The 13,752-nt window shown below is 44.2% G+C and carries 11 protein-coding genes; 5 read left to right on the top strand and 6 right to left on the bottom strand.

All coding sequences use genetic code 11. From position 1 onward, the window contains the following. Nucleotides 1–72: 72 nt before the first annotated feature. From ACTXGL_RS04460 to ACTXGL_RS04475, 4 genes are all read right to left on the bottom strand, one after another. On the bottom strand, nucleotides 73–447 hold the full coding sequence (locus ACTXGL_RS04460) for a hypothetical protein (protein WP_443525168.1): 375 nt from the start codon (nucleotides 445–447) through the stop codon (nucleotides 73–75). A gap of 154 nt (nucleotides 448–601) precedes the next feature. Beyond that, nucleotides 602–1,270, bottom strand: coding sequence for a hypothetical protein (locus ACTXGL_RS04465; RefSeq protein WP_443525170.1), 669 nt, complete (start codon nucleotides 1,268–1,270; stop codon nucleotides 602–604). Nucleotides 1,271–2,071: 801 nt separating this feature from the next. Beyond that, complete coding sequence (locus tag ACTXGL_RS04470) at nucleotides 2,072–2,275, bottom strand: CsbD family protein (protein WP_319052385.1); 204 nt, start codon at nucleotides 2,273–2,275, stop codon at nucleotides 2,072–2,074. A 507-nt stretch (nucleotides 2,276–2,782) separates the two neighbouring features. Then, nucleotides 2,783–4,015: an NADH:flavin oxidoreductase/NADH oxidase family protein gene (locus ACTXGL_RS04475; RefSeq protein ID WP_443525172.1), complete on the bottom strand. Its 1,233-nt coding sequence runs from the start codon at nucleotides 4,013–4,015 to the stop codon at nucleotides 2,783–2,785. A 333-nt stretch (nucleotides 4,016–4,348) separates the two neighbouring features. On the opposite strand from ACTXGL_RS04475, the gene ACTXGL_RS04480 reads away from it, so the two are divergent. Beyond that, the gene (locus ACTXGL_RS04480; protein ID WP_443525173.1) at nucleotides 4,349–5,041 is read left to right on the top strand and encodes a TetR/AcrR family transcriptional regulator; all 693 of its coding nucleotides are present in this window, start codon (nucleotides 4,349–4,351) and stop codon (nucleotides 5,039–5,041) included. 49 nt (nucleotides 5,042–5,090) lie between these two features. Beyond that, nucleotides 5,091–7,289: a molybdopterin oxidoreductase family protein gene (locus ACTXGL_RS04485; RefSeq protein ID WP_443525175.1), complete on the top strand. Its 2,199-nt coding sequence runs from the start codon at nucleotides 5,091–5,093 to the stop codon at nucleotides 7,287–7,289. Between the two features lie 105 nt (nucleotides 7,290–7,394). Here the strand turns inward: ACTXGL_RS04485 and ACTXGL_RS04490 are convergent, their stop codons facing one another. Both ACTXGL_RS04490 and ygfZ read right to left on the bottom strand, forming a co-directional pair. Next, complete coding sequence (locus tag ACTXGL_RS04490; RefSeq protein ID WP_443525177.1) at nucleotides 7,395–8,720, bottom strand: D-amino acid dehydrogenase; 1,326 nt, start codon at nucleotides 8,718–8,720, stop codon at nucleotides 7,395–7,397. Nucleotides 8,721–8,804: 84 nt separating this feature from the next. Then, the gene (gene ygfZ, locus ACTXGL_RS04495; protein ID WP_443525178.1) at nucleotides 8,805–9,557 is read right to left on the bottom strand and encodes a CAF17-like 4Fe-4S cluster assembly/insertion protein YgfZ; all 753 of its coding nucleotides are present in this window, start codon (nucleotides 9,555–9,557) and stop codon (nucleotides 8,805–8,807) included. Nucleotides 9,558–9,928: 371 nt separating this feature from the next. Between ygfZ and ACTXGL_RS04500 the strand changes: the two genes are divergently transcribed. The 3 genes from ACTXGL_RS04500 to ACTXGL_RS04510 all read left to right on the top strand — a co-directional run bounded on the left by ACTXGL_RS04500 (nucleotide 9,929) and on the right by ACTXGL_RS04510 (nucleotide 13,732). Then, nucleotides 9,929–10,282 carry a zinc ribbon domain-containing protein YjdM gene (locus ACTXGL_RS04500; protein ID WP_319052121.1) on the top strand — a complete coding sequence of 118 codons (354 nt, stop codon included), beginning with the start codon at nucleotides 9,929–9,931 and terminating at the stop codon, nucleotides 10,280–10,282. A gap of 122 nt (nucleotides 10,283–10,404) precedes the next feature. Continuing rightward, on the top strand, nucleotides 10,405–11,706 hold the full coding sequence (gene hemL / locus ACTXGL_RS04505) for a glutamate-1-semialdehyde 2,1-aminomutase (protein WP_443525180.1): 1,302 nt from the start codon (nucleotides 10,405–10,407) through the stop codon (nucleotides 11,704–11,706). 280 nt (nucleotides 11,707–11,986) lie between these two features. Beyond that, entirely contained in the window at nucleotides 11,987–13,732 is a 1,746-nt protein-coding gene (locus tag ACTXGL_RS04510) for an AMP-binding protein (RefSeq protein ID WP_443525182.1), read from the top strand. Nucleotides 13,733–13,752 lie beyond the last annotated feature (20 nt).

Here is a 13,752-nt window from a genome sequence, read left to right on the forward strand (position 1 = left end):
GACTTATTTGGTTATAAAATTTTTGATGTTCCAACTAGGTATTAATAGTGAATGCCAGTATTTAACAACTGATCAATCTTTTTTAAGCTTAATCACATTGTAGCTCGGATAACCCAGCTCGATTTTATAATCATCGCGTCCACGTTCAGCCTTCACTTTAATTTTACGATCGCCCTTTTTATATTTAACGTCTTTGACACGGTAGCCCATACTGCTGACTTTACTAGCCGCTCGGCGCTCGACAGTAGATGATGAGACGTTTTTGTCAGCTTTTTTGTTCTTATACTTTTTGTGATCTTTACTGTCCTTATAGACATCTCCGTAGATGTCATCGTAGACATTGTAGCCATTAGGGGTAGTCACACAGCCAGTTGTTGCTGCTAGTAGTGTGGCAACAATACTACCGGATACTACATTTTTTATTGCCAAAGGTAATATGGTTCTCATAAAAATTTTCTCATAACAGGACATTGTTTAATACAGATTGCTTTGCAATGCTTCAAGATATCTAGCCAACACTCAGGTCAGTAAGATTGACGATTTACACTTGCTTTGATGGACAGACATATAGAGCTGCGCTAATAAAAGCGACTCAGCACAATCAATCTTTTTTGACTCTAATAACCTCTAGATTTGGGTAGCTCAGCAATATCTCATATTTCTGTGAACCGCGTTTTGCTTCAATTTCAAAGACACCGCGCTTGTTCTTTTCTTCAAGATCTATATCCTCGACACGGTAGCCCATCGCTCTTACTTTGTTGATCGCACGGCGCTTAAGAGCGGGGTAACGTGATTCTCTCTTGATACTGTCTTCGACGTTTCCTTTTTTGTAGCGCTTATTCCCTTTGTATTTGTCATCATCCTTGTACTTGTCTTTCTTATATCGGTCATTGTCTCGTTGGTACTTATTATCTTTCCCGTTATTTGACCATGCTATCTTATTTGAGTTGATGAGTCTTAGAGAAGGATAAGTATATTTGACTTCATAAGCTTGGTTGTTCTTTTTAACGAACGCTGTAATTGCACGCTCGCCGCGATAACTGTCGGGTCTAATATCCATCACCTGGTAGCCTTTGCGGCGCAAGTCTTGACGTAACTGCTGGCTGACACGGTTAAAACTATCATTTTGACGGTTGTTATCGACACGATATATACGCTGATTGTCATACCCTGAACCAGCTATCGTACAACCGACAGTTGTACCTAATAACGCGATGGCAAGACCAGTAGATACAGCAGTCTTAAATGAGAACGGCTTTATAGTTTTCATAATTTGATGTCCTATAAGGTTTCAGAAGGCTATAAGGTAAAGTGCGGGTATTGGCTAAAACAATAAGTTGCAGAGTAGGGTAACTTTTGCTGAAAAGTTCACAACTATTACTATTAGGAAGTACGTTTAGAAATATTTTCTTACATTATCTATAGTAAGATGCAAAACTTTATATTAAGTGTCATTTGCGTTAGTAAGTTGTAATCATTGCTATAATTTAATCGATGTAAGCATATGCTTACACACAATGACGTTTACGCGACTTAACATGAGAGTGAGAGTTAGGCATTATAGTCACACGGCATTAGGGAATGTGACTCAAGGATTGAGTTGACCGCATTAAGGATAATGATTCAGTTATCACCATCAGGATGATAATGATAGCTGAAGTAAGGACACATACCCTGTGCTGATAGCAGCAGTTAATATCAAACGCTGCATGTAGTAATAAGGGCAGGATGCCCAGTATCGCAATATACTAACTATTTGTGCAAGGATGCATGAAACTAGTCCGCGATAGGTAACATGGATGGTTAACAATAAAACCGCATAACAATTAATTGCTATGCGGTTTTATCGTGTCTGGATGACGCTCATTATTGTTACTGTTTAATTATCGCAATGCATATGTTCTTTTAGATAGTAATAGTTCATAACAAGTATTTATTTGATAACTAGCCTTTATTTGATGGCTAATATTTATTCAATTATTAATATTCATCCGACGCAAAAAAACCGCATATATCAATATACGGTTTTTTATTTGTGTTAAAAAATTATTATTTTTCTAAGTATAATTAATTAGTATTTGTTTTCGCGGCGCCAGTCATCTACTTCACGCTCTGCATCTTCTTTAGCATGACCATAGCGCTCTTGGACACGACCGACTAGCTTATCTCGGCTACCTTCGACATGGGTGAGATCATCATCAGTCAACTCTGCCCACTTTTGCTTAGCCGAACCTTTCATCTGGTTCCATTCGCCTTTTAGAGTATGTTCGTTCATTGTATTATTCCTTTTGTTGAACTTATTGTCTTTGGTTGGTTTTAACGCTTCTTTTCTGGTACTTCTTCTTTGTTATTAGATAATATTTATTATTATATTATTTTTATTTTAAAATCTTAATTTTATTTATTGTTATTCTAGATATTATTATTTTATTTATGATTCACAAGTATAGTTGGTTGTTTTCAAAAATCTTGTGAAATCAAATATAGGACTTTTCAATTGGACTGTCTGTATGTGCTATGTTTATAGTGTTACTTAATTATAGTGAACGTTCGCTAAGTGTTATCCATACGGATGCTGTGATAGTGCAGCGTAAATTGCGTCTATCGTGCGTAATAGTATTAAACTGAATATGGAAATATAAGCGTAATTAAATAGCGCGTCTACAAGGTAGAAGGAACGTCTAGGCAAAATAAATAGCGAAAAAAAAGCAGAGTTCTAAATTTAGAATTCTGCTTTTTACTGTTTTATACTCAATAGAGATTAATGAAGGGCGCCAGATTATTAGCGGTTAGCCAAGTAACGCTTATAACGCGTGGTCAGTTTCTTTATGCGAATACGGTCACTAACCAGTGAAAATAATGGCGATACATTAGACTTAGGCGGCTTGCCATTGCCCATGCGCTGTAGCTGACGTTTGACTACTGCCATGGTCGCAAGCGCACTTAAGGTTTTGTCTTTCCAGCGTACCATAGGATCGTGAGCACTCAATGTGGTATCTTTTTTCCAATCATTGGGAAGGGCTGGATTCAGCGCCAACGCTGTGCCCATGCCGACAATATCGATGCCCTGAGCCAGTACCTCTTCTGCAACAGCCAACCGTCTAACGCCACCTGTCGTCATAATAGGCATGGTAGCGGCTTGAGCAATCTCTTTTGCAAAATCCAAAAAGTAAGCCTCTCTCTGTAGAGTGCGTCCATCTGCTGTACTGCCTTGCATGGCTGGGCTTTCGTAACTACCACCAGAGAGCTCGACCAAATCTACTGCCAGCTCGTTCATGGCTAACACCACCACTTTAGCATCATCAGCATCAAAACCACCTCGCTGAAAGTCAGCTGAGTTTATTTTTACAGCCACTATAAAAGTGGCAGAAACCTGCTCACGAATGGCTTTGATCACTTCGATCAACAGCCGCATACGGCTTTCGATAGAACCACCGTACTCATCTTTTCGCTGATTGGTGAGCGGGGATAAAAACTGAGAGATAAGATAGCCGTGGGCGGCATGAATTTGTACCCCGTCAAAACCTGCCTGCTCTGCTTTGACAGCGCTATCAGCGAACCGCTGTATCAGCTGCTCTATATCCTGCTGTGTCATAGCACGAGGTTTACTAAATAAATGAGAGTGCTTGCCCAAATCAAGCGCCACATCAGAAGGAGAGAGAACATCACCGCCCATCGCAGCGTATACCTGACGACCAGGGTGGTTGAGCTGCATCACAACGCGGGTGTTGTTTTGTTTGGCAACACGTGCCCACGCCTCAAAAGGCGCTATATCACTATGCTTGTCTAGTACGACACCGCCAGGGCCAGTCATGGCGCGACCATCGACCATGACATTCCCTGTAATGAGTAAGCCTGTACCGCCTGCTGCCCAGCGCTTATACAGACGAAGGAGGACAGCGCCTGGAATCTGACCTGCATCAGCCATGTTTTCTTCCATAGCAGCTTTTGCTAAGCGATTGGGTAAGGTGATGCCACAAGGCAATACGAACGATGAAAAAACAGGTGATGTCATGATAGCGGCCTAAGATTATGTTTTTGTGAAGCACGAGTTCTACTATGCGTTTGGCTATAGACTTATAGTTTAAATGACTATAACCTTATAGTCGAAACATGATTGGTAGTAATTGTGGCGGGTTTAGGAGTAGTGACTCTAAAGACGACTGGTCGAAAGATAGCACACCCGAAAACCGTTATCTCTATCTATCATCACATTTTTCAGCACAATAGCACTTCAGGTAAATTACTGACGTGTTGACCACACTATTGACTGAGTTGTTGATCGAATTCTTAATCAAGTTATTAACCAAATCAGGATACCTTTGTATTGAATGTATTAGCACAAGATATGACAGTACCTATGGGTTCAAAACTAGAGTCAAAACGCGAGCAGGCAAAAGCTAAAACGCGGCGCGCATTGCTCAAAAGCGCCTTGCGGTTATATAGCTTGCAAGGTGCTCAAGGTATGAGCATGAATAAAATTGCTAAGGGTGCTGGTATAGCGCAGCCCAGTTTTTATAATCATTTTGAGAGCTTAGATGCGCTGCAAAACGAGCTAAGTGCTCAGTTAAAAGATAACTACCTATCTCCTATGCGACTGGCGTGGGTCAATATGCTCAAAGACTACGACGTATTGAGTGAGGAGCAGTTTAATGAGCAGTGTCAGCAATGTCTGACCATGATTTTTGATTCAGCGTTTCAGAATATCGAACTGTTTCAGCACCTGCTCGAAGACCGTCCGCGATTTAGTGCCACTATAGAAAACCAGTCTTCACTAAGTAATGGGCTAGGAAATCTGGTCAGCGAAATACAAGAAGAGTGGACAGAGATATTTATTCAGGGGTTACAGCTATCCAATCGTTCTGCTGAGAGGAGTGCTGTCAATCTTTGTGTCGATATGGCTGCTGCACAAGTACACGAGTTGATATTAGGCTGTCATCAGCAGCGCTATTCAAGGGCGCAGGCGATTAACACATTGAGCATTAGCTTTGATGCGCTGTTCGCTAATTTTTTGCACGGAAGCAACCATAGCAAGTCATGATGTATGTCGTGACAGCTAGGATTCACAACACATAAAAGGGAGCATGACTATGGCCACAACAGCGGCTACACCAACGGACAATGAACAGATACACTTTAGAACCTGTACCTTATGCGAGGCCATGTGCGGCGTCGAAATAAAGCACGACGGCGAAAAAGTCTTATCGATTAAAGGGGATAAAAATGATCCTTTTTCGCAAGGCTACATTTGCCCAAAAGCAACTGCTTTGCAGGACTTGTACGAAGACCCTGATCGTTTGAGAGGGCCTGTTGAGAGAACGGCGGATGGCTGGAAATCGATCAGTTGGCCAGAGGCTTTAGACAAAGTCGCTGCAGGTATTCAGTCCGTTCAGCAAAAACACGGACAAAATGCGTTTGGGGTCTATTTAGGTAACCCGAATGTCCATAATATGGGCGGTATGTTGACCATCAAACAGCTACTGACCAGCCTAAAGACACGCAGTCGTTTTTCTGCGACATCTATTGACCAGCTACCACACCATATTGTTAGTATGCACCTGTTCGGTCATATGCTGCGTATTCCGGTCCCGGATGTGAACCATACCCAGTATATGCTCATCATCGGCGGTAACCCGCTGGCGTCTAATGGCAGTATCATGACTGCGCCCAACATGCGCCAAAAACTAAAAGACATCAAAGCCCGCGACGGTAAAGTGGTGGTGATCGATCCAAGACGTACCGAAACCGCAGATATCGCTAGCGAGCATCACTTTATTCGCCCAGCGACAGACGTACTGCTGTTACTTGCCATGCTCAATGAAATCTATGCACAAGGCTATGCCAAAGTAGATAGCCGAGTGGCAGGCTTGGCACCAGAGATTGATCGTATTGAGTCATTTGCAGAAGGGTTCACACCTGAATCGGTAGCGGGCATCACGGGTATCACAGCTGATGAAATCAAACGTATAGTCAAAGAGTTCTGTGAGGCCGAAAGCTCAGTCTGCTATGGCCGTATGGGTATCTCAGTGCAAGAGTTTGGGCTGCTGAGCCAGTATCTCTCTATGGTCATCAATATCGTGACAGGACGCTTGGATGAAGTGGGCGGACTCATGTTCCCGAACCCAGCTGTCGATGTGGTCAATAGCTCGGGTCCTGGCTATTTGGGCAAACGCCACAGCCGCGTGAGTAACCTACCTGATTTTAATGGTGAGTATCCCGTCGTTGCGATGGCCGATGAGATGCTAGTAGAAGGAGAAGGACAGTTAAAAGGCTTTATGACAGTTGCGGGTAACCCCGTCCTCACGACACCAAACGGCGAAAAACTAGACGAGGCGCTATCAGGGCTGGAGTTTATGGTGTCGCTCGATTATTTTGTGACTGAGACCAGTCGCCATGCCAATATTATCCTGCCGCCTGTATCGCCATTAGAGCGTGACCATTACGACATCACGTTTAACGGTTTTGCGGTACATAATGTTGCCAAATACTCGCCTGCCTTGTTTAGTAAAACAGACAATGAAAAGCATGACTGGGAGATTTATTTGGGGCTTGCTGATCGTTTGGATAAAGATGCCCCTGAAGCGGTACAAAAAGAGCGTGCGGCGACAAAAGCATTTGGACCAAAGTTCTTACTTGAACAGGGTCTCAAATATGGACCTTATAAAGACGTGACATTGGATGCGCTGATAGATAACCCACATGGTATTGATTTGGGACCATTGCATCGTATGTTGCCAGAGGCTATCAAGCATGCGGATAAACAAATCAATCTCAATGTTGATTTTTATCAAGCAGATTTGGCACGGGTTAAAGAGATGATGCAGCAGTACGACAATCAAGAGATTTTACTCATTGGTCGTCGCCATGTACGTAGCAACAACTCATGGCTGCATAACAGTTATCGATTGGTCAAAGGCAAATCTCGTTGTACGCTGATGCTGCATCCACAAACGGCAGAGCAGTATGGTATTGAAGATGGTCAAGACGTAAAAGTAACGTCTCGAGTCGGTAGTGTAGTCATCGCAGCAGAAGTAACCGATGAGCTGATGCCAGGCGTGGTGAGTATTCCACATGGCTTTGGGCATGGACGTAAAGGCGTTAAGCAAAAGATTGCTCAAGAGCATGCTGGTGTGAGTGTCAATGACTTAACAGACGATACCCTAATCGATCAGTTGAGCGGTAATGCCGCTGTCAATGGTGTGCCAGTACAGTTGGAAGCGTTGGGTACTAGCATAGAAAGTATATCTACCGAGGCATCAGAGACGTTAGTAGACAGTGCAATCGCATAAGCTTAGGTTTCATTGCAAGTTTGTCACAAAGCAAAAAGAAGGCGCTTACACGATGTAAGCGCCGTTTTTTTGGGTACCATTCTCATATATTCTTTCGATACTAGGTCAGCTACTTACGCCTACAAAATCAAAATCAACATTGGGCGTATCCCCTTGGATTAACAAGCTGATCGCTTTTGCAGAACCGCAAGCATGTGTCCACCCTAGTGTGCCATGCCCTGTATTGAGCCATAAATTGTCAAAAGTCGCTGAAGCATTATGACTGCCATGTTTGACTTGACCACAGTGCGCACGACCAATCAATGGCACGTTCGATGGGGTCATCGGTCGTAGTCCTGTCCAATACTGAACAGAATTTGCGATGATGCCTTTGGGAAACAATTGCTGTACGCGGCGAGTAATCGCCTCACAGCGCGTGGCATTTAGGTCGAGATTATAGCCGTTAAATTCTGCTGTCCCCGCAACTCGCAGTTTGTCACCCAGCCGCGAGGTTACCAGCTTAAACTCATCATCTATTAGGCTAACAAAAGGTGCTAAATGCGGCGCTCGCGGATTCACCGTATATGTGGCTGAATAGCCCTTTGCAGGAAAGATGGGTACATGAATACCCAGTGGTTTTAAGAGAGGAACGCTATAACTGCCAAGTGCGACCACATGACTATCAGCCGTGAAAGTCTGCGCGTTTTCACCTTTCGGGCGAATAGTAATACTGTGCACATGGGGCCTAGTAGAGTGAGCGTCAGTATTGAGGGCTAATATCTCAGTATCATACAAAAACTGCACACCCGCACCGATGCAGCGCTGTGCTAAGCGCTGAGTAAACAGATGCGCGTTGCCAGACTCGTCGCGGCTGGTATAGGTAGCCCCTGTGAGATTGTGTGCAATAGGGTAGAGTGCTGGCTCTAAGCTGACGGCATTATTGATATCAATCACATGACGCTCACAGCCTAGCGCTTGCATGCGCTCTGTAGGTTCGATAGCGGCATCGAACTCCGCTTGGCTGGTATAAAAATGCATGATACCGCGTGTTTGCTGCTCATAGTTGATACTGATATCTGCGCGTAGCTGTTGTAGGGCGTCTCTTGAGTAAAGCCCCAAGCGTACCATTTGCACCAGATTGGCATCGGCACGATCGGCGCGGCACTCTTGCAAAAACTGCATGGCCCATTTGAGCTGATTCTTATCTGCACGTAGACGAAACAGCAGTGGCGCATCTTCTTTAAACAACCACTTGAGCGCTTTCATTGGCGTTGCAGGGTTGGCCCATGGCGTGGCATGCGAGACCGATATTTGACCGCCATTGGCAAAGGAGGTCTGCATGCCTGCTGCGGACTCACGCTCAATCACGGTCACATCATAGCCTGCCTGACGTAGATACCATGCGGTGGTCACGCCCACCACGCCTGCTCCGAGTATCGCAATATGTGTCATAGGATTCTCTATGCTCATGTTAATCATGATGGCAGTTCTGTATCAAACCACTATCACCTTTGCCAAGTAGCTATATTGCTTGAGTTACTTTGGGCGCGCTACGTCCACTTGTAGTGCTGCTGGCAAGTCCAGTATGCTCAGTGTGCTTTCTGCCAATTGTTCAGGACGCGCCACGACAAGAGCGATAAAGCCATCGTCGGTCTTCATGGTGTTGACCACTTGGATTTTGTCCAGTTTGTCGCCTGCTACTGGTGCTGCGCCAATGCCTTGTACATAATGCAAAAATGCTTTGGGTGCTGACTTAAAATAAATACGGGCGATAACTTCTTGACCCAAATAGCAGCCTTTATCATAGTCCATACCGCCGCGCTGATGTAGACGCAGTTCTTGCGGTTGAAACTCAGCTTGAGTCGCCGCAACGATCCAATAGTTGCCTGTGGCTATGCTGCACGTCATCCACGCCTCAGTATCGGCGGCTGTATTATGATCTTCTTTGTGACTAAAGGTGGGTGCATCTGCCAGCACGCAAGGATAGATGGTAGTCGGCGCACTGGTCTCAAATTTTGAAAACGCGCCATACTTGTTCAGATGCGCTTGCAAAGATGCCGCACAATCGCTGCTTATGACCACATCATAATGCTTTTCTGCTTGTTTCTTAATCCAAATGCCAAATTCAATACGACCTTTTAGGTTGCCGATAGCGGCTGCCTGATAGCTGAGCCCAAGTTTGGTCACATCACAAGTCAATTGACCTTGCAAGAATTTTTCGGCGTCCTCACCTTGAATGGTCAGCTGTGAAAACTGCGGTAATACTGAGGTATCTGAAGACTGAGTCATTGTTATTATCCTTCTGCTAAGCGCTTAATTATTAGGGCATGCCCCTAATTCAAATGTTTATAAATAAATGGGCTAAAAGACAACATCGAAGTGATAAAAAATTATACGCGCACTTTTTATATAGATGCCATTGTTACTGACCATGTTACTAACTAAAAGCGCGCGTATAAATCGTTATAAGGTTAAGAAGAGTACCACAAAAATACAGTCACAAAAACGTCATCGCTAAGGGGTGCATTAAAGTGAGGGGTTACGTATTAAATTGGGTACAGTGTCCAATTTTCAACCGTACAAATTGGTTAAAGATGGTGAGTTACGGTACAATGTTGACTCTATATTGAACCCAATATTTGATGACTACCGAGGATATAATGAGCTTACCAAATTGCCCGAAATGTGATGCTGAATATACGTACGAAGATGGTGCGTTACTGGTATGTCCTATGTGTGCTCATGAATGGACGGCGGCTGAGACTGATGAGGCACAAGCAGAAGAACAAGATGCATTGATTCGTGATGCGGTCGGCAACGAGTTGCAGGATGGTGATGCTGTTACGGTCATCAAAGACCTCAAGGTTAAAGGCTCGTCACTGGTCATCAAAGTCGGGACAAAAGCAAAAAGTATTCGCTTGTTGCCAGACGCAACCGATGGTCATGATATCGATTGCAAGCTCGACGGCTATGGTCCAATGAAGCTAAAATCTTCTGTCGTCAAAAAAGCGTAAATTGTAAAAACGTCTTGAAAGATTGGATAATAAACAAATATAAAACTAACGTTAATCAAAAAATACAGACCCTATAAAATATAAACCCTATAAAATACAACATCTACAAATAGAGACTAGCTATGAGTACTAAAAACGAACAGCTCTTTGCCCAAGCGCGCAAACATATCCCAGGTGGCGTCAATTCACCCGTACGTGCCTTTGCCGGAGTTGGTGGTACGCCGATATTTATGCACCGTGCCAACGGTAGCAAGATTTATGACACCGAAGACAATGCCTACATCGATTATGTGGGTTCTTGGGGTCCGATGATTTTGGGTCATGCGCATCCAAAAGTCATCGATGCAGTAAAAAAAGCGGCCGATGATGGTTTGAGCTTTGGTACACCAACGCCGTTTGAAACCACCGTTGCTGATAAGATTTGCGATATCGTACCAAGCGTTGAGATGGTTCGTATGACCAGCTCGGGTACCGAAGCGACCATGAGCGCAATCCGTCTGGCACGTGGCTATACCCAGCGTGACAAAATCGTTAAGTTTGAAGGCTGCTATCATGGCCATTCAGACAGTCTGCTCGTCAAAGCGGGCTCTGGTATGCTCGATATCGGCGAGCCAACCTCGAAAGGTGTGCCAGCGGATTTTGCGAAGCATACCATTACGATTCCTTATAATGATCCACAAGCGATCAAAGACTGTTTTGAAAAATGGGGTGAAGAGATTGCTTGCGTTATCTTAGAGCCTATCGCTGGCAACATGAATATGATCATTCCAGAGCAGGATTTTCACGATACGCTGCGTGCCCAGTGTACTGAGCATGGCGCAGTATTGATTTTTGATGAAGTCATGACAGGGTTCCGCGTGGGTCTTGGCGGTGCGCAGGCACATTTTGGTATCACGCCTGATTTAACTTGTTTTGGCAAAATCATCGGTGCAGGTCTACCTGTTGGCGCGTTCGGTGGTAAAGAAGACATCATGTCTTGCATCGCACCCCTCGGCGGCGTGTATCAAGCAGGCACGTTGTCTGGTAATCCGCTGGCCATGCGCGCTGGTATCGCGATGTTTGAAGACTTAACGGAAGCAGGTTTCTACGACGACTTATCTACCAGAGTCGATCATTTGGTCGATGGTTTTCAAGCGGCAGCGGACAAACACGGCATCAATCTGCGTACCAATAAATTAGGCGGTATGTTTGGTATGTTCTTTGTCAAAGATGCTGACACTCAGACGCCAATGAACTTCGATGATGTGACAGAGTGCGACATGACGGTATTCAATACCTTCTTTCACGGTATGCTAGATCGCGGTATCTATCTTGCACCTTCTGCGTATGAAGCAGGCTTTATGTCGATTAAGCACAGTAATGAAGATATCGATGCATCGATTGCTGCTGCTGATGAGATATTTGCAGAGATGGCGAAAGCTTAGTCTATCTTTAGCGTAGTTTAACCATATAGTTATCAAGCTTTATAAACATTCAAAAGTTCAAAAAACCAGCAAAATCAAACAGTGATTTTTGCTGGTTTTTTTCGTTTAGCGGTACTTGTCTTATAGCTATTGCAGAAATAAAGGTGTATTTCTAAGGCGCGTTTATATGGGTCATAGCGTGACTGATGCTTATACATTCAATCCCTGTGTGTCTAAAAAATAGACAATAAACTATGATACTCTGAGATAAATTCGGACAATAACGCAAGGATGCAAAAGAATGAGCAATAGTACTTCTAGTAGCGTAGCGCCTCTATGGCAGACCACGTATGAGCAGTATGGTTTGGACAACAACTTGGACGTATTGGCAGGTAAGCAAAACCTGATTGACTTATTGCAACCAAAGATAGATCAGCACAGTAATCGTCCCGCTTTTAGTATGGGCGCTGCGACCCTTACTTTTGGTCAATTAGACAGTGCCAGCCGCCGTTTTTCGGCGTTCTTACAGGCACAAGGTATAGAAAAAGGCGACCGTATTGCCGTACAGCTACCAAACATACTGCAATATGCCGTAGTACTGTTAGGTTGCTTACGAGCGGGTGTGGTACTGGTCAACGTCAACCCCATGTATACGCAGTATGAGTTGGCACATCAGTTGACGGATGCCCAAGCTTGCGGTCTCATTGTGCTAGATGGTATGAGCACGGCTTATGAGCAACTAGATGAAACGGTAAAAGCACAACTAAAATGGGTGGTCAGGTGCTCTATAGATCCTAGTATTTCTGATAACGATATTGCCTTGCTCAGTCAAATTGACTCAGCACAATCTGCAAGCACACATAAGCCAGCACATACCTCGACCCAGTCAACAACTGAGGCAGTAACCAAGTCATCAACTGACTCAGCAAAGCACAACATAACGTTTGCCCATGTTATGCAGGCGTATAGTGAGTCAGCGTTCAAAGACGTTACGATAGAACGTGAAGATTTGGCATTGTTGCAGTATACAGGTGGTACGACTGGCAAGCCAAAAGGCGCTATGCTGACCCATTACAATGTCATGGCCAATGTCTGTCAGTGCTACGCGATGTTTGGCAAGACAATTGAAGCCAATCGTAGTGAGCAAATCAAAATCCTCAATCCTTTACCGCTCTATCATATCTTTTCATTTACAGTTTGCGGATTACTGGGTCTTTATGGCGGCTGGGAAGATGTCTTAGTTACCAATCCTCGTGATATCGATGGTTTGGTCAAAACGATTGAACAGCATCGACCTCATGTCATTCCTTCGGTAAATACCTTGTTCATTGGTATGTTGCACCATCCAAAATTTGCTAGCCTTGATTTTAGCCGCTTGGCATTATCTATCGGTGGCGGCACAGCGATTATCAAAGCAGTCTCCGATCAGTGGCAGCAAGTGACGGGTATGATTATTAGCGAAGGCTATGGTATGTCTGAGACAGCGCCGGTTATTTCTTTCAATCCTTCTGGTGTTACAGCATTCAATGGTAGCGTTGGACTGCCGCTGGCTTTGACGGATATTAATATCATAGATGAGAATGGCAAAACATGTCCGATAGGTACGCGTGGAGAGGTTTGTATCAAAGGCCCACAGGTCATGCGCGGCTACTGGCAACGAGACAATGTAGATACCTTTACCGACAATGGCTACTTTAGATCAGGTGATATTGGTGTCATAAATGACGAGGGTTTTTTGACGCTCGTAGACCGCAAAAAAGACATGATATTGGTCTCAGGATTTAATGTGTATCCCAATGAAGTAGAGGCTGCCCTGACCGAGCACCCTAAAGTATTGGAGGTGGCTGTGGTAGGCGTTGCAGATGATCATAGCGGTGAAGTGCCAAAAGCATTTGTGGTGAAAAAAGACCCAGACCTCACAGTAGAGGAGCTACAGGATTTTGCAAGCAAACGACTCACTGGCTATAAGCGTCCGCAATCCTATGAGTTTATCGATGAGCTACCTAAGACTGCTGTTGGCAAGATATTACGTAAATCCTTAAGATAAAAAATGTGTCGTGTCGTTTA

Origin of the sequence: Psychrobacter sp. T6-6 (assembly GCF_052258185.1) — a bacterium.
Classification (GTDB): domain Bacteria; phylum Pseudomonadota; class Gammaproteobacteria; order Pseudomonadales; family Moraxellaceae; genus Psychrobacter.